Consider the following 20,488-nt stretch of genomic DNA (forward strand, 5'->3'; position numbering starts at 1 on the left):
TCAATCCAGCACCGATTCGAGTGCGTCCATCGTTTTTTCGACCCGCGATTCCTGTGCGTTGTAGCCCATATGCCCGATTCGCAGAATGTCGTCCGCCATCTCGCCGAGTCCGGTCGCGACGAGAATCCCGTGGTCGTCGTGGAGTCGCTGCTGGATTTCCGTCGCCGCTCCGTCGATTTCGAACGCCGTGACCGTCGGCGAACAGAGCGATTCGGTTCCGGGGAACGGTTTTAGTCCCAGTTCGCGTCCTCGTGCTCGACAGAGTTCCGCGGTTTCCTCGTGGCGAGCGAAAACGGAGTCGAGGCCCTCGTCCAGAATCCGGTCGAGTGATACTTCCAGGGCATACAGATTCGAGACGAGATGCGTGTACGGAAGGAACGAAAAATCCGGCTCGTGCCACGGTTCCAAACTGGTGTAAAACGAATCTTGTTCGGTTGCCTCGACTTTTTCCCACGCCGAATCGCTGACGGAGATGGTCGTGAGGCCGGGTGGTGAACTGAAGCATTTCTGTGACCCACCGAGACACACGTCGATGCCTTCGACCGGAACCGGAGTGCCGCCGAGCGACGACACCGCGTCAACGATGGTCAGGACGCCTGCATCTTGCAGCGTCGCCAGAACCTCGTTGAAGTCGTTCAGCAGTCCGGTCGGCGTCTCGCAGTGAACCATCGTCGCGGCGGCGAACTCGTTTTTCTCGACCAGTGAGGCGACTTCGTTTGGGTCGAACCCTTCGGTGTACTCGATGCTGTGTGAAACTGGGTTCCCACCCGCCATCTCCACGAAGTCCGAAAACCCGTCGCCGTACAGTCCGTTGCCGAGACAGAGCACGTCGTCGCCGGGTGCGACGAGCGAGACGACGGCGGCTTCCAGGCCGAGGATTCCTTCCCCGCCGAGAACGACCATCTCGTCGTCCGTCTGGTAAACTCGTGCCAATTCATCGAGCAGGGTTTCGTAGAACGATGCGAATTCGGGGTCAGCGTCGGGGTTCATGGCCGGTTTGGCCATTGCGTTTCGGACATCTTCGGGGATGGCTGTCGGTCCCGGCGTCATCGTCAGCAGTTCTTCTTTCATGCTGAATTCTTCGCTTGAGCCGGGTTAAAATCCACCGTGGTCTCGGTCACGGCTCGAAAGTTGGTGTACGCTGTCGTGTCGCGCGACGAACTGATTTTTTGGAGTTTGGCAGGTAGCAACTGCTAGGCGCACGCCACGCCCGAACTCGGACTGTCGCTCGTGGCAAAGCCAGTCACTCCGTTCCTCGTTCGCCCGTTCCCGGTCGAAACAGCAGGGTAGGCAGGCCGAGGCCTGCTTACCCAAGCCAAACCCAGTCTGGCGTTTTCTTGGGGAAATCCGTTCTGCCGTTTTTTGGAAACCCGACGTTCGATTCGGGTCGTAAAATCAGTCGGTCGCTGTCGGGACAAGCGCGACAGTCGGCGTGCTTGTCCGTCTCGTTCTCGTTTCGCTTGGGAGTTCAGTCGAGATACTGCCCGGCGAGCAGTTCGACTTCCTCGCGCTTCTCTTCCGGAATCGCTTCCGTCGGGGTGTTGATGGTGCCTTCCAACGCGTGGCCACAGTCACAGTCACGCTCGTCGGGCATCTCCCGAATCGCGTGCTCGACGACTTCCTTGATCGCGTCTTCGTTTTCCGCGGCGTTTTCGAGCACTTCTTCGAGGGTGACTTCGCTGTCTTCCTTCCACACGTCGTAGTCAGTGATGCCCGCCACCGTCGCGTAGCACATCTCGGCCTCGCGCGCGAGCTTCGCTTCCGGAATCGCCGTCATGCCGATGATTTCGAACCCTTGATCGCGGTAGAACTCGCTTTCTGCTCGCGTCGAGTACTGCGGCCCTTCGATGCAGACGTAGGTGCCGCCCGAGTGGTGGTCTGCCTCGGTCGCTTCCTCGCTGGCCTCCGAAAGATGCTCCACCATGTGCGGGCAGTACGGGTCTGCGAAGGGCATGTGGACGACCATCCCGCTCCCGAAGAACGTCGGCGTTCGGTGTTTCGTCCGGTCGAACGTCTGGTCAGGAATCACGAGAATCTGGGGTGGAAGTTCCTCGCGGAGGCTTCCTACCGCGTTGCTGGCCAGAATACGTTCCACGCCGAGCTTTTTCAGGGCGTATATGTTCGCTCGGTAGGGCGCTTCCGTGGGCGTTCGCTGGTGTTTCGGACCGTGTCGGGGGAGGAATGCGACCTCTTTCCCGGCGATTTCGCCGATAGTGACGGGTGCACTCGGGTCGCCGAACGGAGTCGTCACTTCCTCTTCTCGGGTATTTTCGAGTGGCAGTGCCTCGTAGATGCCGCTTCCGCCGATGAAACCGATCATGCAAGGGACTCGATTCGGCAGTCACCTAAACGATACGGGTTCGTCGCGGAACTCCCTCCAAAACGTCGTTCGAAACGCGGGTTACTGTCCGCCAGTCGCCGTCTCGACCAGTCGCCACTGTCCGTCTTTGCGCGATAGCACGCCGCGCCGAACCATCTCGGTGAGCACCTCGTCCAAACGGTCGGGTTGGGCGATTTCCATTTGGATTCGATCCACATCGTGATATTCACTCAGATAGTGACGAACGTCGTCTTTCGAGAACTCGTCTTCGTCCGCCCGATCCAGCGCCCCGCTGGTGATGTCTATCATGTCCTCGATGAAGTTCCACGGGTAGACGATCCACGCCCACTCTTCGAGTTGCTCGCCGACGTAGTCGGGTTCGAACTCGCTGGTCTGGAGTAGTTGGAGGGTCGCCGTCCGTATCTCTCCGGCGTCGCGGTCGGTAACGTACTCCTCGGCGTGTTTGAGAGAGCCACCCGTATCGGCGATGTCGTCGATGATGAGTACGTCTTTGCCCTCGACGCTCCCTTCCGGCATCGGATAGCGCACTTCGGGTTCGCCCGACTTCTGGGCCGTCCCCACGTAATGTTCCATCTTGAGACTTGTCAGGTCGTCCAGGCCGAGGAAGTCACAGATGCATCGCCCGGCGAACCAACCGCCGCGTGCGAGCGCGACGATGACGTCCGGTTCGAAGTCGGAGACTTTCACCTGCTCGCTCACGTCGCGGCAGAGACCGTAGATGTAGTCCCAGTTGGTAATCGTGCATTTGAAATCGTCCGGCAGGTCGCTCATTCTATCCGAAAGTCGCAGCGCGTGCCACTTAACGGTTTACAGGTGCGTTTCGAGGCAGTCGAAGCCGTCGGGCCATCGACACTAGCCACTAATCCTATTACTTCCCGCAACTTATTATTGACAGTTCGGTTCGTGAAAATACGTTCCATTTGACAGCCATGACTCATACCGAAGATTTCGAAGACCTCCTCGATTGTAAGAACGTCCTCGGCGTCGAATACGACGACGAGACGAACACGCTCACGGTTTTCGTCTCCCAGAAGCTTCCGGACAGCGAACTCGCCGACGAGGACAACGTGAAAAAACGCGTATCCGACGTGAACCTTGAAGTCGAGGACGCGGGGTTCGACGAGGAACGCGATGGATTCGACGCGCTCTCATTCGTCGAGTCGATGCCCGAGGCACAGGCAGACCGACACGAGCGCCATCGCCCGGTCGTCGGCGGTGTCAGCGAAATCAACGCGAAGGAGACTGCGGCCACCGCTGGACCGTATCCCGCCCGTGTGACCGACACCGCGACCGCAAACTGGAGCGATGCCGTCTCCGAGGGCGACCTCGTCAGACTGAGCAACAATCACGTCTACGCTCGCATCAACGAGGCCGAGTTCGGCGAACCCATCATTCAACCCTCGCCCCGCGACGGTGGGAACCTCCCGGACGACAAAACCGGCGAACTCCTCGGCTACGTCACCGTCGAGGACGGTGCGGTGGTGGACGTGTCGGCGCGGTCGGTCGATTCGGAGCAGGAATCGGCGGAGTACCACGAACTGGACGATTCGTGGCCCACGACCGTTCGGCGCGAAGACTATCGCTCGCTGAAAGGCAAGACGGTCACGAAAACTGGCCGAACCACTGGCGTCACCCGGAGCCAGGTCAAAGCGACCAGCGCGAGCGTCCGGGTTCGGTTCGGTGATGCCGGAACGCTCACCCTCCGCGACCAATGCATTGCAGGTGCAATGTCGAAAGGCGGCGACAGCGGGTCGCCGGTCTTCCTCGATTCGTCCGGCGAACTCGTTGGCTTGCTGTTCGCCGGGTCGTCGCGCCAGACGATTTTCAACAAAATCGGCAACGTCGAATCGGCATTGGGAGTCGAACTGCTGACCGAGGAACCCGGTGACGGCGGCAGCGGTGGCGGTGGCAACGGCGGCGGAGGCCGGGACGGAAATGATGGTGGCGATGGCGGCAGCGACGATGGTCGAAACGGCGGCGACGACCCATCCACCTACCGGGAAACGCTGGACGAAACCGTCTCCGTCGCGGTGGGAACGCCACAACTCTCGCTGGTGTCGTTTTCGGTGGCAGGGTCGCCCACGTCGGGCCAACAAGCGTCCGCGACTGCGCTGGTGTCCGGCAGTGCCAAAGGAATCGCGTGGCTTGCCGTTGGCGGCGAACGAACGACGTTCGAATTGAACGAGGCGCACGTGCGTGACGATCGATATCTGAAGAACGTCTCGCTGACGTTTACGGTTCCCGAATCCGTCGGCGATTCGTTCGACGTGCACGTCGAAGGTGGATACGTGCTCGATAACGAATAGGCGGGATTCGGTCGTCCTGTGGACTCACACGGTTCTTGATTGTTTCTGAACAAGTTGTTTGTGACTAGCTTTTCGAGAGGGAATTAGTTCCGAATCGCTAGCTGTTGCCGTCTTTAAATATCGCCACCGCCTCCGCGCTCACGGTGAAGCCGCGAGCAGGCGATTGCGGTGCGGTCATGTACTGTTGGGAATTGCCGGTAACGTTCACAAACACACAAGCGTGGACTGCTCTCTCCCTATCGCGTTCGTGTGCTCTCGGCAGTATCTAGCCACATTCCCAATCCACGAAGTAGTAAACCGAGATTTAAACCCGACAGAGGACAACGAATCTGGTATGCAAACAGTCAGAATCCTCCTCGTGGACGCTTTCACCGACGAACCGCTGGCCGGAAACGCGGCGGGCGTCGTCCCGGACGCCGACGAACTGACCGACGACCAGATGCAGGCGGTCGCCCGCGAACTCTCGGTCAGCGAGACGGCCTTCCTTGCCGAAAGCAAAGACGCGGACCGCAAGGTTCGGTACTTTACCCCGACGACGGAAGTAGACCTCTGTGGCCATGCGACGATTGCGTCGCACGTCCACCTGCTCGAAGACGGCGTCATCTCGCCGGGAGCGCACACCCTCGAAACGAACGTCGGCGTGCTCGACATCGACGTAGAAGACGATAGAACGGTTTGGATGACCCAAGACAAACCGGACATCGAGACCGTCGAACTGGATTACGACCGGGTGGGTGATGCACTCGGCATCGATTCGGCGGCGCTCCGCGACGTGGGTGCGGACATTCCGATGGCAGTCGCTTCGACCGGTCTGCCGTTTCTCGTCGTTCCGGTCAACTTCCTCGAACACGTCAGTGGCGCGGAACCGGATATGGCCGCAATCGAAGAACTGAGCAAGGAAGTCGGTTCGGTCGGCATCTACGCATGCACCTTCGACGCTATCGACGCCGAATCGACACTCCACGGGCGGATGTTCGCGCCGCTCGCGGGCGTGCCGGAAGACCCCGTCACTGGAACCGCGAGTGGCGCGGTCGGTGCCTACCTGCGCGAGACAGCTGCATTCGACGAGTTTCCCGAGGAAATGCGATTCGAGCAAGGTCACTTCGTTGACCGACCCGGGTACGTTCGCGTCCGCGCCGACGAGCACGGCGTCCGGGTTGGTGGGCGCGCGACGACCGCACTGGACGGCCAGTTGGTCGTTCCCGAACCGGAAGACGATGGCATCATCGAGGTTTAGGAACTTCGATTCGGCGGAAATCTCCCGTGAAAATTGTGATATATATCTTGGGAAATTTAGTTAGCGCGATACGATGGTGAACAATATGTTCGCCCGAGACGAGCGGGCCGCTCGACTGTTCTGGTGTGTCAGTGCAGCGTCGTCGATTACGACGTAAGTGAGGGCATCGTTCGCTATCGTGGGTCTGCCGAACTCGACTTCATCATTCGACAATTCACCACGCTCTGGTGATTGCTCGCCTCGTTTCGTCGCCGTTCGGTTAACGATCACGATACATATTCAATTTTGAGTTAATCTTCTTCGGCGGATTGGTCGGAACATTCTTTATGTACCTGCTTGTCTCCACCCATACGCAATGGTTGTACTCTGGCTGGACGAAATCAGTGCAAACGACCTCGAACTGGTCGGTGGCAAAGGTGCGTCGCTCGGTGAACTCACCGGGGCGGACCTGCCTGTCCCGCCGGGATTCGTCGTGACTGCCGGCACCTACCGGAAGTTCATCGAGGAAACCGGCATCGCGGACGAGTTGTTCGAGGCAGTCGACGTCGACACTGAGGATTCTGCGGCACTGGCAGACGCCGAGTCGCGCGCGGAAGAACTCATTCTCGGAACGGAGATTCCCGCGGAGATGCGACAAGGAATCCTCGACGCATACGATAATTTGGACGACGGAAAAGCGTTCGTCGCGGTTCGGTCTTCCGCGACGGCCGAAGACCTTCCCGACGCCTCGTTTGCGGGCCAACAGGAAACGTTCCTCAACATCACCCGCGACGACCTCGTCGAACGTGTGAAACAGTGCTGGGCGTCGTTGTTCACACAGCGGGCGATTTACTACCGCCAGGAGAAGGGTTTCGACCACGAAATCGTGGATATCGCGGTCGTCATCCAGCGAATGGTGGATGCCGAAAAGAGCGGCGTCATGTTCACGAGTCACCCTTCGACCGGCGACAAGAAAATCATCATCGAGGCCGCGTGGGGTCTCGGCGAAGCGGTCGTGTCTGGGTCGGTCTCCCCGGACAACTACGTCGTCGACCGCGCCTCCGGTGCGACGGAAGATATCACTATCGCCGACAAGAAAATAATGCACACAAAGGATTCGGAGACCGGCGAAACGGTCGAGCGTGACGTCCCCGAGGACAAGCGGAACGCGCGTGTGCTCTCCGAGGATGACATCAGTCGTCTCGTGGAACTCGGCGAGGAAGTCGAAGCTCACTACGGAACCCCACAGGACGTGGAATGGGCAATCGTCGGAGACGATGTCTTCATGCTTCAGTCGCGGCCAATCACGACGATCAGTGACAACGGCTCAATCGAGGCGGACACGAACGAGGGCGTTGCCGACGGAAGCGGTGCGGTGCAGACCGAGATGGGTAGCAATCACGAAATCCTCGTGAGTGGACTGGGCGCAAGCCCCGGCATCGCGAGCGGTCAGGCCCGAACCGTCACCAAGCTCGACCAACTCGATAAGGTCAGCGAGGGCGACATCATTGTCACGGAAATGACGACGCCCGATATGGTGCCCGCGATGAAACGCGCCGCAGGCATCATCACGAACGAAGGTGGCATGACCAGTCACGCCGCCATCGTCTCGCGCGAACTCGGCGTCCCTGCGGTCGTCGGTTCCAGCAATGCGACGGAGGTTCTATCGGACGGCCAGGTCGTTACGCTGGACGGCGATAAGGGAACCGTCCGCGAGGGCAAACCGGAGAAGGAACAGGAGCGCGAACCCATCGAGGACGCCCGTCCGAAGACGCCCGTCAAGCCGATGACGGCGACGGAGGTCAAGGTGAACGTCTCCATCCCGGAGGCCGCGGAACGCGCCGCCGCCACGGGAGCCGACGGTGTCGGCCTGCTCCGCATGGAGCACATGATCCTCTCGACCAACAAGACGCCGGCCAAGTACATCGAAGACCACGGCGTCGACGCCTACGTGGACGAAATCGTGGAGGGAATCCGCGGCGTCGCCGAGGAGTTCTACCCGCGCCCCGTCCGCGTTCGAACCCTCGATGCGCCGACCGACGAGTTCCGGCAACTGCAAGGTGGCGAGAACGAGCCAAAAGAGCACAACCCGATGCTCGGCTGGCGTGGCATCCGCCGTAGCCTCGACAAGCCGGACGTGTTCCAGCACGAACTGGACGCCTTCTGTGAACTGTACGAGATGGGCTACGACAACGTCGAACTCATGCTCCCCCTCGTCAATGACGCCGAAGACGTGCTTCGCGCTCGGCGACTGATGGCCGAGTCGGGAATCGACCCCGACAAGCGCACGTGGGGTGTGATGATAGAGACGCCCGCCAGCGCGCTCCAAATCGAGGAAATGGCCGAGTCGGGAATCGACTTCGCCAGTTTCGGCACGAACGACCTCACGCAGTACACGCTCGCTGTCGACCGAAACAACGAAAACGTCGCGGGCCGGTTCGACGAACTCCACCCCGCCGTCCTCCAACTCATCGGTCAGACCATCGACTGCTGTCGTGAAAACGACATCAACACCAGCATCTGCGGACAGGCAGGGTCGAAACCGGAGATGGTTCGCTTCCTCGTCAACCGCGGCGTCTCGTCCATCTCGGCGAACATCGACGCGGTGCGCGACGTGCAACACGAAGTGAAGCGCGTCGAGCAGAAACTCGTCCTCGATTCAGTCAGATAGTTTATATATATATATGTCGTAACTGTCTCTTCGCCGTGTCATCACGATTTGGAATTACTCCCTTAGGAACGCCGTCTACACCGACGGCAGACGACTATAACTGCGTCCGAAACTCTAGTTTACGTGGTGAATGGGATGTGGGGAAACGACACGAAGAGGTCTGTCTCTCGTCGCACCTTTTTGCAGACGGCGGGTGCCGTGGGGGCGACGGCGATTACGAACCCAACGGTTCGCGGCCAACAAGCCGTAACGACGGTACAGTGGGGTGCCGATGCGGACTTGGCGTCGGTACGGGAACCGCTCATCGAACTGCTGTGGGACGTCGGTCTTCCCCGAACTATCGATATCGAAATGATCGCCGGAACCGAGGAGACGGATATTCGAGAGGAACAATACACGCGGTGGCTGTCCGGCAATTTGTCGGGACCCGACCTCATGCTCACCGACAGTGGGTGGACACTGAACTTCGTCGTTCGTGACCAACTGCTCAACCTCGACCGACATCTGTCTCAGTCCGTGCTCGACCGGGTGAAAAACGGCTACTTCGGAGCGAGCGTCTCGACCGCGCTCGGACCGAATGGAAACCTGTACGCGGTGCCGTTGTATCCGGATTTCGGGATGATGCTGTACCGCAAAGACTTGGTCGAAAAGGCTGGATACGACCCGGTAGGGGAGAACTGGGCGCGGAACCCGATTACGTGACAGAAGTTTTCGCGGGTGACGAACGATGCGATGGAACAGTCCGGCGTTCCGTACGGCTTTACGTTTCAGGCCAGCCTCTATGAGGGACTTCCCTGCTGTGATTTCAACGAATTCATCTCCACGTGGGGCGGTGCGTACTTCGGCGGACGCGAATATCTCTTCGGTCCGGTCGGCGAACGGCCGATAACCGTCGCCAACCCCGCCGTCGTGGACTCGGTACGAATGATTCGGACGTTCATCTGGGGACAGGATGACCCGTCCGCGCTCGACGGCTACGCTGGGGGTATCGCACCGACCGGCGTTCTCACGTGGATCGAGGACACATCGTACAGTCCGTTCGGCGCAGGTGATGCGGTGATGCATCGGAACTGGCCGTACGCAATCAACAGCGCGGGGGCCGAAAGCGCAGCGCGGGGGCCGAAAGCGCACTCGGGACGAATCTCGGAGTGATGCCGATTCCATACGCGGTCACGGAAAAACAGTCCCAGTACGAGGTTGTCGGCGGTTCCACATCCGCACTCGGCGGGTGGCACATGGCCGTCAACCCCCATTCGACGAAGCTGGACGCCACGATACAGGTGCTCGAAGCGATGACCGACAAGCGGATTCAGCTGATGCTGTTCGAGGAGCTCGGACTGATTCCTCCTGAAATCAGCGTACTCGAATCGCGTGCGGCACGTTCCGTGCCGATAATGGGTTCGCACGTCGAAACCCTCCGCACCGCGGGAGAGAGTGCGATGCCGCGCCCGGTCACTATCGCGTGGACGCAGGAATCGACGAGAACGGCGGAACTCGTTCACACGGCGTACTCCGGGGACATGGCACCGGAACCGGCGATGCAGGAGCTACAGTCGCAACTCGAAGCGATAGAGCAGTTCAACAGGTTGTGACGTGGAGAACGGAACGAATAAACCCGACGCCCCGAATTTCCGGATATGCAGGTGGCCGCGCCCCAGTCATTCCGTCGGGTGCTTTCTTCGATGTGTACCGAACCCCATCCGGCGGCCCGTGACGCTGCAGAACGATTTTTGGCGTCGAATCCGGGTGACCCGACGACGTACCCGACTGTTTCCGGATTGGAAGACGAAGCAGTCACAATGCTGGGTGAGATGACCAGAATCGAAAATCCACACGGCTACATCGCCAGCGGTGGCACCGAAGCCAACATCCAGGCGGTTCGGGCGGCGCGAAACCTCGCGGAGACTGATACGCCGAACATCGTCGCACCCGAGAGCGCCCACTTCAGTTTCCAGAAAGCGGCGGACGTGCTCGGCGTCGAACTGCGACTCGCCGATGTGGATGCCGACAGGCGCGCCGACCCGGACGCGGTGACCGAACTGGTCGATGACGATACTGTATTGGTCGTCGGCATCGCGGGAACGACCGAATACGGGCGAGTTGACCCGATTCCGTCGCTGTCGGAAATTGCCCACGACACGGGAGCACTGCTTCACGTGGACGCGGCGTGGGGTGGATTCGTGCTTCCGTTTACCGACTACGAGTGGAATTTCGACCACGCCGAGGTGGACACGATGGGTATCGACCCACACAAGATGGGGCAGGCGGCGGTTCCGGCGGGCGGATTTTTGGCCCGCGAAAAACGCGTGTTGGACGCGCTGGCGGTCGAAACGCCGTACCTCGAATCGACCTCGCAGGCGACGCTAACCGGTACTCGAAGCGGTGCGGGCGTCGCCAGTGCGTGGGCCGCGATGGACGAACTCTGGCCGAAGGGCTACCGCGAGCAGTACGAACGTTCGCAGGCCAACGCTGAATGGATCGCCGACGCGTTCGAGTCCTGTGGCTACGACGTGGTTGACCCCGTTCTGCCGCTGGTGGCGGCGGAAGTTCCTCGGGAAACGGTCGAGGCGCTCCAGTCCCGCGGATGGCGCGTCTCACCGACCGGGTCGGGCGAACTCAGAATCGTTTGCATGCCGCACGTCACTCGCTCGATGCTGGAATCGTTCGCCGCCGACCTCGACTCGGTTTGCGACCGCACCTCGAAATAATCGCTACTGTTCCTCTGTGGGTGCGCCGAGTGCGTTCCGTTTGACGCTCTCGATACCGTTGATTGCGGCCTGCTTCGAGGAATAGCCTTCGCCACAGTCGGCGATGATGTTCCCGTTCTGGTGGATGAGTCGCCAACGCCACTCATCGGCGTGGTCTTTGTACAGTTCGAAGATGGCCTGTGTCGGTGGTCGAAGCGCCTTTACGACGGAGCCGTCTTCCTGTGTCACTGCGATAGGCCACGATTCGGGTTCCGCCGTTTCGGTCGATGTCGGCTGCCGGTCAGTGAAACGACGGACGAACTTCGCGAGAGTCGTTCCGTAGCGTTCGAGGAGTTCGAATGAAATCTCCTGTTCCAGCAGCGGCGTGCCGTCGCGGGTTATCGTCACACGCTGTCCGCGCTGGTTGCGATCACTGTCCGCCCCCTCCCATTTGCCGTCACGTCGGTACTCCACGGTGACGGTTATCGCGGAGTGGTCGGGGGTGTACTCTAGCTGCACCTCCAAGTTCGGGTAGATGCCAACGCGAAACTCTCTTTCCGATTGCACACCCACCATATGCGTCGATTCGGTATGAGTCTATTTGCCAATAGTAGTTGCCGCAGACAGATTTGCCGATGTTAAAGTTTACATCGGTCGATTACCGAGAGTTTCGTGTGCTAGAGAGTCTGGTTCCGATCGCCGACCCGATCACGAACGGTTTTGTCCTCGGGTCGTTCGGTTGGCTAGCCGACGCCGTCGAACACGCTACCGGGTGGGCCGGACTGGCACTCATCGCCATCTACTCGTTTCTCATCTCGTTCATTCTTCCGCTTCCGAGCGAGGTTGTTCTCCTCGCACCGCTCAACCTCGGAACGGGGGAAGTCGGGCGATATGCGCTCATCATCCTCGTGAGCGGCCTCGGAAAGGCCGGCGGAAGCGTGTTCGCCTTCCACATCGGGCAGGAGGCAAAGCAGTCCGGTCCGGTCATCAAGGCGCTTCGGCGCTCGAAAATCAACATCGTGGAGTGGTCGGAACGGAAGACGGTCGCACTCGCTCGAAAGTGGGGTTATCTCGGTCTGGCGATGGCGCTCTGTGTCCCGTTTTTCCCGGACACGATTTCGATTTATGCCTTCTCGATTTTGGAGGAGGATTACGCGAAGTTCGCCGCCGCGACGTTCGCCGGGAGCGTCGGCCGATTGTTGGTGACCATCGTACTGGGTGCCGGTGTTATCGCCCTGGAACTACCGTTTTAGAATTGCACATGGAACCGTTTTCGGCGTTAGTATGTCGTTTGCAGGTGCTAGACGTGGCGTGCGCCTAGATGTCCCGACAAACATCTTCTATTCGTACATTTTCGGGGGAAGAGTTTATATACTGTCACGAACCAACCGTCTGGTATGCGACGGACGGCCCACACAGTCGCCCTGCCTATGCGTGACGAGCGATAGCGCTGGGTGAATCCTTCTGGGCCGGATGCAGTCGGTTTTTCCGTGGGTGAAACCCGGCAGTTCGAGTATCGAACGAGAGCTACTGCTGTATCCAATCAACAATCCACACGAACCACGATGACGAGATACCGAAACCGGCGGGTTTTACACCCGCAGAAAAGGAGATGAGAGTATGAGCCACGACGACTATCCAACCGAGGAACCCGCGGTGGTGACCTGTGGGCTCCCCTACGCAAATGGGGATTTGCACATCGGTCATCTGCGAACCTACGTCAGCGGTGACGTGCTGTCGCGCGCGCTGAGAAAGCTCGGCCAGCAGACGGCCTTCGTCTCCGGGTCGGATATGCACGGGACGCCGGTCGCCGTCAATGCCGAGAAGGAAGGCGTCTCGCCCAGCGAGTTCGCACTTCGGCACCACGAGCAGTACGAAGCGACGTTTCCCGAGTTCAACATCGAGTTCGACAACTACGGTCATACCGACGACGAGACGAACACCGAACTCACCCGTGAGTTCGTTCGGACACTGGACGACGAGGGGTACATCTACGAGAAGGAGATCAAGGTCGCGTGGGATCCGATAGAGGACGTTCCACTCCCCGACCGCTACGTCGAAGGAACCTGTCCGTACTGCGGCGAGCACGCCCGCGGCGATGAATGTGACGAAGGCTGTGGTCGGCACCTCGAGCCCGGCGAAATCGAAGACCCGACCAGCACCGTGACGGGCAACCCGGCGGAGTACCGCGAGCGGACACACAAGTTCTTCCGCGTCTCGGAGCTCCAGGAGTACCTTCAGGAGTTTATCGACCGCCTCGAAGGAACGAGCAACGCGCAAAATCAGCCACGCGAATGGATAGAGGGCGAACTCCAGGACTGGTGTATCTCCCGCGATATGGATTGGGGTATCGACTACCCGGGTGAGGGTGGCGACGAACTCGTGCTCTACGTCTGGGTGGATGCGCCGATAGAGTACGTCTCCTCGACCAAACAGTACACCGAGCGCGTCGGTGCGGACATTTACGACTGGGAGGAAGTCTGGAAGGACGACGGTGTCTCCGAACCCGGCTCGAATTCGGAGGCTCGCCGGACATCGTCCGGCGGTGAAATCATCCACATCATCGGACGCGACATCATCCAGCATCACACTATCTTCTGGCCCGCGATGCTCCACGCCGTCGGGTACAACGAACCTCGCGCCGTCATGGCGAGTGGCTTCGTCAACCTGAACGACAAGAGCTTTTCGACCAGTCGCAACCGAGCGGTCTGGGCCGACGACTATCTGGCCGAAGGCTTCGACCCTGACCTCCTACGCTACTACCTCAGCACGACCGGCGGATTCGAACGCGACGTGAACTTCTCGTGGGAGCAGTTCCAGGAGCGCGTCAACGGCGAACTCGTCGGGACGGTCGGCAACTTCGTCTACCGAAGCCTGCTCTTCGCCGCGCGGAACTACGACGGTGCGCCGGATGCCGAGACGAGCGACGAAGTCCGCGACCGCATCGAGGAAGCCATCGAGGAGTTCACCGCGGCCGTGAACGACTACTCGCTCAAGGAGCTGGGTGACGCGGCCACTTCCCTCGCCGCGTTCGGCAACGAGTACATCCAGCGCAACGAACCGTGGAAGCTGACCGACGACGACCCCGAAAAAGCCCAGCAGGTCATCTACGACTGCGTCCAGTTGTCGAAGGCACTCGCGGTGCTGTTCGCACCGCTCCTGCCCGGCAAGGCCGAATCCCTCTGGTCGCAGTTGGACGAGGACGGCTCGGTTCATGACGCGACCATCGATGATGCCCTCGCCGCACCCCGCGGCGACTTCGGTGAACCCGACGAACTGTTCGGGAAAATCGAGGATGAGCGCGTCGAGGAACTGAACGAGAAACTGCAAGCTAGCATCGACGCGGCAACTGACGACGACGAAGACATGACTGACGACGAATCCACTTCCGACGACGAATCGACCGACGACCGCATCAGCTTCGACGAATTCCAAAATCTCGACCTACGCGTCGGCCGCATCGAATCGGCGGAGCCGATCGAGGGCGCGGATGCCCTCCTCCGACTGGAAGTCGATATCGGCAGTGAGACGCGCCAAATCGTTGCGGGACTGAAACAGCTTCACGACGTGGACGACCTCGCAGGGAAGAAAATCGTCGTGGTCGCCAATCTCGAAAAGGCAGAACTGTTCGGCGTCGAGAGCAACGGCATGGTGCTCGCGGCGGGCGAACAGGCCGACCTGTTGACGACCTACGAGGACGCCGAACCGGGCACGAAAATCAAGTAATCGGTGCTGGCCCCCTTTTTATAGGTCGTCAACGAGACCTGCAAACTCTTCCATCGGAATGATTTCCATCGTCTGCATGTCGAGGCCGTAGCGTTCGATACAGAGCGATGCCTGATACGCTGAATCCCTGTTTTTCGCGTCGATGATGAGGAGGAAATCGTACTCCCCGAGGATTGCGTAGGTCTCCTCCAGCGTCGCCTCGTGGGCCTCCAGTTCGGTTCGCACGTCTCCCCAAATCGAGGCGAGCTCCTGCACGTTCTGATAGTTCTGCTCGATGTTGACGAGGGATGCGTATTTGGACATATTTTCCCGTTTTGGAGGCGACATAATTAGTGATTGTGGCCGGGTGCACGCTTCGATGACTCGTTTTCGAGTTAACTGCGGGGTTTTTTGGCAGGTACGCACCAACCTTGGCGTATGAGAAACGCGAAAATCGTCTGCACGCTCGGGCCTGCGTCGAACTCGCAGAGCACGGTACGAGAACTGGCAGACGCAGGAATGACGGTCGCTCGGGTCAACGCAAGCCACGGGTCGCGTGACGACCGGGCGAGCCTCATCGAAACGATTCGGCGGGTAGATGAGGCGACCGAAAACCCGCTTGCTGCGATGCTAGACCTCCAAGGACCGGAAATCCGCACCGCAGAAACCGAGGAACCGATCATGCTGGAGACCGGTTCGATGGTTCGCTTCGTCGAGGGGAACGATGCAACTCCCGAAGAAGTCGGCCTGTCCGTCGCCATCACGAACGCCGAACCCGGCGATTCCGTGCTCTTGGACGACGGTCGAATCGAAACCACGGTCGAACGAGTCAATGATGACGCCGTCATCGCCCGCGTCGAAAGCGGTGGCGAACTCAGCAGTCGGAAAGGCGTCAACGTCCCCGGCGTCGAACTCGACTTGGATGTCGTCACCGAGAAAGACCGTGGTGACCTTCAGCTGGCCGCCGAAGCGGGCGTCGATTTCGTCGCGGCGAGTTTCGTCCGCGATGCGAACGACGTATTCGAGGTCAACAAAGTGCTCGAAGAAAACGGGGCGGACATCCCTATCATCGCAAAAATCGAGCGGCGCGGTGCGGTCGAAAACCTCGAAGAAATCGTTGACGCCGCCTACGGCGTGATGGTCGCTCGCGGTGACCTCGGCGTCGAATGTCCGATGGAGGACGTGCCGATGATTCAAAAGCGCATCATCCGAACCTGTCAGCGGGCGGGCGTCCCAGTCATCACCGCGACGGAGATGCTGGATTCGATGGTTCACTCGCGCAGACCCACACGTGCGGAAGCCTCCGACGTGGCGAACGCAGTTCTCGACGGGACGGACGCCGTGATGCTTTCGGGCGAGACGGCTATCGGCGACCATCCGGTTCGCGTGGTGGAGACGATGGACAGAATCGTCCGCGAAGTCGAAGAGAGCGGCGAGTACGACGAAACGCTCGAACAGCGCGTTCCGACGGGGGACGACACCCGAACCGACGCCATCGCTCGCTCGGCGCGGTATCTCGCCCGCGACATCGGCGCGAGTGCGGTGATTGCGGCCAGCGAGTCCGGTTATACCGCGCTGAAAGTGGCGAAGTTCCGTCCCGGCGTCCCCGTCGTGGCGACGACGCCGAACGACCGCGTCCGGCGAAAACTCGCTCTTTCGTGGGGTGTCAACGCTCAGTACACCGACCTCGGCCACAACGTGGAAACCATCATCGAGGACGGCGTGCAGGCCGCCCTCGACGCAGGAGTTGCGGAGAGCGGCGACACCGTTGTCGTTCTCTCGGGCATGATGAGCGAAATCGATGGCTCCGACACGGCGAACATGCTCAAAGTCCACGTCGCTGCGGAGACCATCGCAACCGGTCGCGGCGTCGTCCGGGGACAGGTTGCGGGGCAGATACTCCGCAGTTCCACTGGCGACCTCTCCGACGTTCCGGAGGGGACGATACTCGTCCTCGAACCGGACTTCGATGGGGAGTTTACCGGCGACACGTCGGCTCTCGCCGGTATCGTGGATGCTCGTCCGGGAATGACGGGCTATCCGGCACTGATCGCCCGTGAACTCGATATTCCAATGGTTAGTGGCGCACCGCTCGGCCCGGAAACCGAAAGCGGCGACGAAGTGACGATAGACGCCGAACGGGGCGTCGTCTACCACGGCGACGTTCGATCAAACAACCGTTCGTAGCCAACCTTTTGTCCGCCCATCCCTAATCGTGGCGCATGTCTGACTGGAAATACGAGATTGAGGATGTTGGTGACGACGATGACGCTCCTCGGGAGGAACCGATGGATGAACCCCTCGAACCGGGGTCTCCCTCGGCGGAAAACATCCTGTTCGTCGTTCTTGGCGCCCTGACGATGTTGTTCGTTCTTCTGCGGTTGACCGGACTGGCCTAACCCACAAACCCTTAATCGCTCGACACCAACACCCAATCATGGCATCGCCCCTCGATTCGCTCCCGCTTTTACTCATCCTCGCGGGTGCGGGGCTCGCGCTCGCGGAAGCACTCATCCCCGGTGCACATTTCATCGTCCTTGGAGTTGCGCTCCTGCTTGCCGGGTTGGTGGCGCTCGCCTTTCCGCCACTGGCAGCTCCGTTCGTCCTCGCGTTTCTCGTCCTCGCATTCGGTGGGCTCTCGCTTTACGCCTACCGCGAACTCGACCTCTACGGTGGGAAAGGAACCGGACGCACCAAAGACTCGGACTCGCTCAAAGGCACGACCGGACGAGTTACCGAGCGTGTGACTCCGTCCGAAGGACAGGTGAAACTGTCCAGTGGTGGATTCAACCCCCACTACGCGGCCCGCTCGATGGACGGCGAAATCCCGGAAGGCACCGAGGTGATGGTTATCGACCCCGGTGGCGGCAACGTCGTCACCGTCGAACCGCTCGGACATGTCGAAGACAGTATCGACCGGGAACTCGCTCGTGAACGGGCAAAGCGCGAAAAAGAGACGGAAGAGCTCTGAAACCAGATATTTTCTTACCAAATTACTGCGTATGAAATAGCAGAATACTTAACAGGTAGCTATCCCAACATTCGGACGTATGCTGCCCCTAGTACCTCTACAAACCGCCGCGGCTGGTGGGATAATAACGATAGTTGCATTGCTATTTCTGGTCCTCGCCGTCGTCACCGTTTGGTCGGCGGTCGAAATCGTGCAAGCGACCGAGAAACGCGCGCTGACCGTCTTCGGTGAGTACCGCAAACTGCTCGAACCGGGTATCAACTTTGTGCCGCCGTTCGTCAGCAAAACGTACCGCTTCGATATGCGGACACAGACGCTTGACGTGCCCCGGCAGGAAGCCATCACGCGCGACAACTCGCCCGTGACCGCGGACGCCGTCGTCTACATCAAGGTGATGAACGCGAAGAAGGCGTTCCTCGAAGTCGAGGACTACAAACGCGCCGTCTCGAACCTCGCCCAGACGACGCTCCGTGCAGTGCTCGGTGACATGGAACTCGACGACACGCTCAACAAGCGCCAGGAAATCAACGCGAAAATCCGCCGCGAACTGGACGAACCCACGGACGAGTGGGGGATCCGCGTCGAGAGCGTCGAAGTCCGTGAGGTCAACCCATCCAAAGACGTGCAGCAGGCGATGGAACAGCAGACCTCCGCGGAGCGCAAACGCCGCGCCATGATTCTCGAAGCACAGGGTGAACGCCGCAGTGCAATCGAGACGGCGGAAGGTGACAAGCAGTCCAACATCATTCGCGCACAGGGTGAGAAGCAAAGCCAAATCCTCGAAGCGCAGGGTGACGCAGTTTCGACCGTCCTTCGCGCGAAATCCGCTGAATCGATGGGTGAGCGCGCCGTCATCGAGAAGGGGATGGAAACGCTCGAAAGCATCGGACAGGGCGAATCCACGACGTTCGTCCTGCCCCAGGAACTCTCGTCGCTGGTCGGCCGGTACGGCAAACACCTGACCGGAAGCGACGTGAAAGCGGACAACCAGCAGTTGGACAGCCTCGATTTCGACTCGGAGACCCGCGAACTGCTTGGACTTGACGACATCGACGAAATCCTCGGTCAAATCGACGAGGAAGCAGAGATGGACGTGGAAGCGATGGAAAAGGAAGCACAGGCCATCAAGGAGGGCGAGGACAAAGCCCAAATCAAGAGCGCCGACGAAGTCATCGAGGAGATGGACTCCGAGATGGAAGAGGACGTCGAAGCCGAGATGGAAACCGAAGTCGAATAACGCCATCCTCGTTTTCTCGTTTGTAACTGTCTACCAAGCGAAGCTATTTTACGTTCCCCTCGCTTAGAGATGTGTAGATGGTTCAGCCCGGTAACGTGGATGAAAATAAGCGTGCAACCCTCCGCAGGTTCGCGGTTTTGGGTGCGGCCACGCCGCTGACGAAACTCGCAGACGCCGACCGAACGGGCGAGCGAAGCGAGGCTCGAGATGCGATTGCTGGGTACGTCTCCACCACGCCGGGCGCTCATTTTTCGAAGATACGCGACGACCTTCAACTCGGCACTGGGGAGACACAACACCACCTTCGGCAACTCGTTGAGGTTGGTGTCGTGGAGAGTCACCGAGACGGCGACTATCGACGATTCTTCCCCACAGGGAAGTTCTCCGCGTTCGAGCAGGTCGCGCTGAGCTATCTCCGCCGGGAGACGCCGCGCGGGATGCTCATCGAACTGCTCCGAAACCCGGATGCGACTGGCAGCGACCTCGCTACCGCGCTCGACGTTTCCCGACCGACCGTGAGCAAGTACGCCGCGGATCTGGACGAGAAAGGGTTGCTTTCGCGCGAAGACGGCTACGCGGCCCGGCATCCGGAGACGCTCATCACCCTGCTCGTTCGGTACGCCGACTCGTTCGATACGAACGCGGAGCAGTTCGCGAGCGAGGCGGCGGGGCTGATTTCGTTCGACCCCTAAGGCTCACTACCACTTACTTTCCCGTTCTCTCGAAATTCGTTTGAGTCGGTCGATGCAATCGGTAGACGTGGATTCTGGTTCCAGTTTGTGATTAACCGACAAGAGAAATACCGCATTGTTCTTGACTACTTGTCAGTCTCGATCGTGTGGATTACGCGAAAACGACCGGAGCAGAAATTATCGAAAACACAGCGAAACGGCTGGAACGACGCGCTCGACAGCCCACCGCACCGAACTGCCCGGATTCAGGCGCTGACTTTCCACGTCGTCGACGAGGAGTAGCCCCACTTTTCGACGTCCACGTCGAAATCACCGTCCGCGATGGCGGTCATGTTCGTCCCGACCTCCTTCGCAGTGAGACCGAGTTCGCTTCCGATAAGTCGAGATTTGAAATACGTCTTCGTCTCGCCGTTCTCGCGGAGGTAGCGAAGGATACGCTGTTGTTTGTCGGTGAGGGTGGTCGTGCCAGCAGTGGTCGTGCTCATATCTACATAGAGGAAGGAGACGACCTTAGTGGGTTTGGTACGAGTAGTTAACGCCACGCTCTCGTGTGATTTCGACACAGTCATGAGTGAATATAACCGCCCCCGTGCGGTGGGTTGGTACGGTTGGTTAACGCCCCGTTTCGTGACAACCGTGGCCCAGAAGCTACTTACGGCGAG

General features: G+C 59.8%; 20 protein-coding genes. 14 read left to right on the forward strand and 6 right to left on the reverse strand.

Translation table 11 applies throughout. The features are described from left to right. The 3 genes from ACN2TU_RS00545 to ACN2TU_RS00555 all read right to left on the reverse strand — a co-directional run bounded on the left by ACN2TU_RS00545 (window position 1) and on the right by ACN2TU_RS00555 (window position 3,112). Window positions 1–1,071, reverse strand: a complete 1,071-nt coding sequence (locus ACN2TU_RS00545; protein WP_435151675.1) for a pyridoxal-phosphate-dependent aminotransferase family protein — start codon at window positions 1,069–1,071, stop codon at window positions 1–3. A gap of 397 nt (window positions 1,072–1,468) precedes the next feature. Continuing rightward, window positions 1,469–2,320, reverse strand: coding sequence for an S-methyl-5'-thioadenosine phosphorylase (gene mtnP, locus ACN2TU_RS00550; RefSeq protein WP_435151678.1), 852 nt, complete (start codon window positions 2,318–2,320; stop codon window positions 1,469–1,471). Between the two features lie 81 nt (window positions 2,321–2,401). Continuing rightward, window positions 2,402–3,112 carry a phosphoribosyltransferase gene (locus ACN2TU_RS00555; protein WP_435151682.1) on the reverse strand — a complete coding sequence of 237 codons (711 nt, stop codon included), beginning with the start codon at window positions 3,110–3,112 and terminating at the stop codon, window positions 2,402–2,404. A 158-nt stretch (window positions 3,113–3,270) separates the two neighbouring features. On the opposite strand from ACN2TU_RS00555, the gene ACN2TU_RS00560 reads away from it, so the two are divergent. The 7 genes from ACN2TU_RS00560 to mfnA all read left to right on the forward strand — a co-directional run bounded on the left by ACN2TU_RS00560 (window position 3,271) and on the right by mfnA (window position 11,242). After that, window positions 3,271–4,647 (forward strand): chymotrypsin family serine protease, encoded by a 1,377-nt coding sequence (locus ACN2TU_RS00560; protein WP_435151684.1) that lies wholly within the window; start codon window positions 3,271–3,273, stop codon window positions 4,645–4,647. Between the two features lie 334 nt (window positions 4,648–4,981). Further along, window positions 4,982–5,884, forward strand: coding sequence for a PhzF family phenazine biosynthesis protein (locus ACN2TU_RS00565; RefSeq protein ID WP_435151687.1), 903 nt, complete (start codon window positions 4,982–4,984; stop codon window positions 5,882–5,884). Window positions 5,885–6,239: 355 nt separating this feature from the next. Beyond that, entirely contained in the window at window positions 6,240–8,534 is a 2,295-nt protein-coding gene (gene ppsA, locus ACN2TU_RS00570) for a pyruvate, water dikinase (RefSeq protein ID WP_435151690.1), read from the forward strand. A gap of 135 nt (window positions 8,535–8,669) precedes the next feature. Then, window positions 8,670–9,236 (forward strand): twin-arginine translocation signal domain-containing protein, encoded by a 567-nt coding sequence (locus ACN2TU_RS00575; RefSeq protein ID WP_435151692.1) that lies wholly within the window; start codon window positions 8,670–8,672, stop codon window positions 9,234–9,236. Between the two features lie 30 nt (window positions 9,237–9,266). Continuing rightward, window positions 9,267–9,686, forward strand: coding sequence for a type 2 periplasmic-binding domain-containing protein (locus ACN2TU_RS00580; protein ID WP_435151695.1), 420 nt, complete (start codon window positions 9,267–9,269; stop codon window positions 9,684–9,686). Continuing rightward, window positions 9,686–10,126 carry a type 2 periplasmic-binding domain-containing protein gene (locus ACN2TU_RS00585; protein ID WP_435151697.1) on the forward strand — a complete coding sequence of 147 codons (441 nt, stop codon included), beginning with the start codon at window positions 9,686–9,688 and terminating at the stop codon, window positions 10,124–10,126. Before ACN2TU_RS00580 ends, ACN2TU_RS00585 begins: the two co-directional genes overlap by 1 nt. Window positions 10,127–10,171: 45 nt before the next feature. Then, complete coding sequence (gene mfnA / locus ACN2TU_RS00590) at window positions 10,172–11,242, forward strand: tyrosine decarboxylase MfnA (RefSeq protein ID WP_435151700.1); 1,071 nt, start codon at window positions 10,172–10,174, stop codon at window positions 11,240–11,242. 3 nt (window positions 11,243–11,245) lie between these two features. On the opposite strand, the gene ACN2TU_RS00595 is transcribed toward mfnA, so the two are convergent. Then, the gene (locus ACN2TU_RS00595; protein ID WP_435151703.1) at window positions 11,246–11,788 is read right to left on the reverse strand and encodes an HVO_2922 family protein; all 543 of its coding nucleotides are present in this window, start codon (window positions 11,786–11,788) and stop codon (window positions 11,246–11,248) included. 128 nt (window positions 11,789–11,916) lie between these two features. On the opposite strand from ACN2TU_RS00595, the gene ACN2TU_RS00600 reads away from it, so the two are divergent. After that, window positions 11,917–12,474 (forward strand): YqaA family protein, encoded by a 558-nt coding sequence (locus tag ACN2TU_RS00600; protein ID WP_435152424.1) that lies wholly within the window; start codon window positions 11,917–11,919, stop codon window positions 12,472–12,474. Between the two features lie 367 nt (window positions 12,475–12,841). Next, window positions 12,842–14,947, forward strand: a complete 2,106-nt coding sequence (gene metG / locus ACN2TU_RS00605) for a methionine--tRNA ligase (RefSeq protein ID WP_435151706.1) — start codon at window positions 12,842–12,844, stop codon at window positions 14,945–14,947. Between the two features lie 18 nt (window positions 14,948–14,965). Here metG and ACN2TU_RS00610 read toward each other — a convergent pair whose 3' ends face one another. Beyond that, window positions 14,966–15,250 (reverse strand): GYD domain-containing protein, encoded by a 285-nt coding sequence (locus ACN2TU_RS00610; RefSeq protein ID WP_435151709.1) that lies wholly within the window; start codon window positions 15,248–15,250, stop codon window positions 14,966–14,968. A gap of 114 nt (window positions 15,251–15,364) precedes the next feature. Between ACN2TU_RS00610 and pyk the strand changes: the two genes are divergently transcribed. From pyk to ACN2TU_RS00635, 5 genes are all read left to right on the forward strand, one after another. Beyond that, window positions 15,365–17,113 carry a pyruvate kinase gene (pyk, locus tag ACN2TU_RS00615; RefSeq protein ID WP_435151711.1) on the forward strand — a complete coding sequence of 583 codons (1,749 nt, stop codon included), beginning with the start codon at window positions 15,365–15,367 and terminating at the stop codon, window positions 17,111–17,113. Window positions 17,114–17,148: 35 nt separating this feature from the next. Then, window positions 17,149–17,325 (forward strand): DUF7312 domain-containing protein, encoded by a 177-nt coding sequence (locus ACN2TU_RS00620; RefSeq protein ID WP_435151714.1) that lies wholly within the window; start codon window positions 17,149–17,151, stop codon window positions 17,323–17,325. Window positions 17,326–17,363: 38 nt separating this feature from the next. Further along, entirely contained in the window at window positions 17,364–17,897 is a 534-nt protein-coding gene (locus ACN2TU_RS00625; RefSeq protein ID WP_435151717.1) for an NfeD family protein, read from the forward strand. Between the two features lie 79 nt (window positions 17,898–17,976). Next, window positions 17,977–19,134, forward strand: coding sequence for an SPFH domain-containing protein (locus ACN2TU_RS00630; protein WP_435151720.1), 1,158 nt, complete (start codon window positions 17,977–17,979; stop codon window positions 19,132–19,134). 77 nt (window positions 19,135–19,211) lie between these two features. Then, window positions 19,212–19,826 carry a winged helix-turn-helix transcriptional regulator gene (locus ACN2TU_RS00635; RefSeq protein WP_435151723.1) on the forward strand — a complete coding sequence of 205 codons (615 nt, stop codon included), beginning with the start codon at window positions 19,212–19,214 and terminating at the stop codon, window positions 19,824–19,826. Between the two features lie 245 nt (window positions 19,827–20,071). Here the strand turns inward: ACN2TU_RS00635 and ACN2TU_RS00640 are convergent, their stop codons facing one another. Next, window positions 20,072–20,311: a DUF7123 family protein gene (locus ACN2TU_RS00640; protein WP_266075281.1), complete on the reverse strand. Its 240-nt coding sequence runs from the start codon at window positions 20,309–20,311 to the stop codon at window positions 20,072–20,074. Window positions 20,312–20,488 lie beyond the last annotated feature (177 nt).

The sequence above is a fragment of the Haladaptatus marinus genome (assembly GCF_051194195.1).

Bases quoted from the DNA above. Each gene is read 5' to 3' on its own strand.
- ppsA (WP_435151690.1), top strand. From the start codon at position 6,240: ATGGTTGTACTCTGGCTGGACGAAATCAGTGCAAACGACCTCGAACTG.
- ACN2TU_RS00580 (WP_435151695.1), top strand. From the start codon at position 9,267: ATGGAACAGTCCGGCGTTCCGTACGGCTTTACGTTTCAGGCCAGCCTC.
- ACN2TU_RS00545 (WP_435151675.1), bottom strand. From the start codon at position 1,071: ATGAAAGAAGAACTGCTGACGATGACGCCGGGACCGACAGCCATCCCC.
- ACN2TU_RS00620 (WP_435151714.1), top strand. From the start codon at position 17,149: ATGTCTGACTGGAAATACGAGATTGAGGATGTTGGTGACGACGATGAC.
- ACN2TU_RS00560 (WP_435151684.1), top strand. From the start codon at position 3,271: ATGACTCATACCGAAGATTTCGAAGACCTCCTCGATTGTAAGAACGTC.
- ACN2TU_RS00635 (WP_435151723.1), top strand. From the start codon at position 19,212: ATGGTTCAGCCCGGTAACGTGGATGAAAATAAGCGTGCAACCCTCCGC.
- ACN2TU_RS00625 (WP_435151717.1), top strand. From the start codon at position 17,364: ATGGCATCGCCCCTCGATTCGCTCCCGCTTTTACTCATCCTCGCGGGT.
- ACN2TU_RS00555 (WP_435151682.1), bottom strand. From the start codon at position 3,112: ATGAGCGACCTGCCGGACGATTTCAAATGCACGATTACCAACTGGGAC.
- pyk (WP_435151711.1), top strand. From the start codon at position 15,365: ATGAGAAACGCGAAAATCGTCTGCACGCTCGGGCCTGCGTCGAACTCG.
- metG (WP_435151706.1), top strand. From the start codon at position 12,842: ATGAGCCACGACGACTATCCAACCGAGGAACCCGCGGTGGTGACCTGT.
- ACN2TU_RS00630 (WP_435151720.1), top strand. From the start codon at position 17,977: ATGCTGCCCCTAGTACCTCTACAAACCGCCGCGGCTGGTGGGATAATA.
- ACN2TU_RS00640 (WP_266075281.1), bottom strand. From the start codon at position 20,311: ATGAGCACGACCACTGCTGGCACGACCACCCTCACCGACAAACAACAG.
- ACN2TU_RS00575 (WP_435151692.1), top strand. From the start codon at position 8,670: ATGTGGGGAAACGACACGAAGAGGTCTGTCTCTCGTCGCACCTTTTTG.
- mfnA (WP_435151700.1), top strand. From the start codon at position 10,172: ATGCAGGTGGCCGCGCCCCAGTCATTCCGTCGGGTGCTTTCTTCGATG.
- mtnP (WP_435151678.1), bottom strand. From the start codon at position 2,320: ATGATCGGTTTCATCGGCGGAAGCGGCATCTACGAGGCACTGCCACTC.
- ACN2TU_RS00585 (WP_435151697.1), top strand. From the start codon at position 9,686: ATGCCGATTCCATACGCGGTCACGGAAAAACAGTCCCAGTACGAGGTT.
- ACN2TU_RS00565 (WP_435151687.1), top strand. From the start codon at position 4,982: ATGCAAACAGTCAGAATCCTCCTCGTGGACGCTTTCACCGACGAACCG.
- ACN2TU_RS00610 (WP_435151709.1), bottom strand. From the start codon at position 15,250: ATGTCCAAATACGCATCCCTCGTCAACATCGAGCAGAACTATCAGAAC.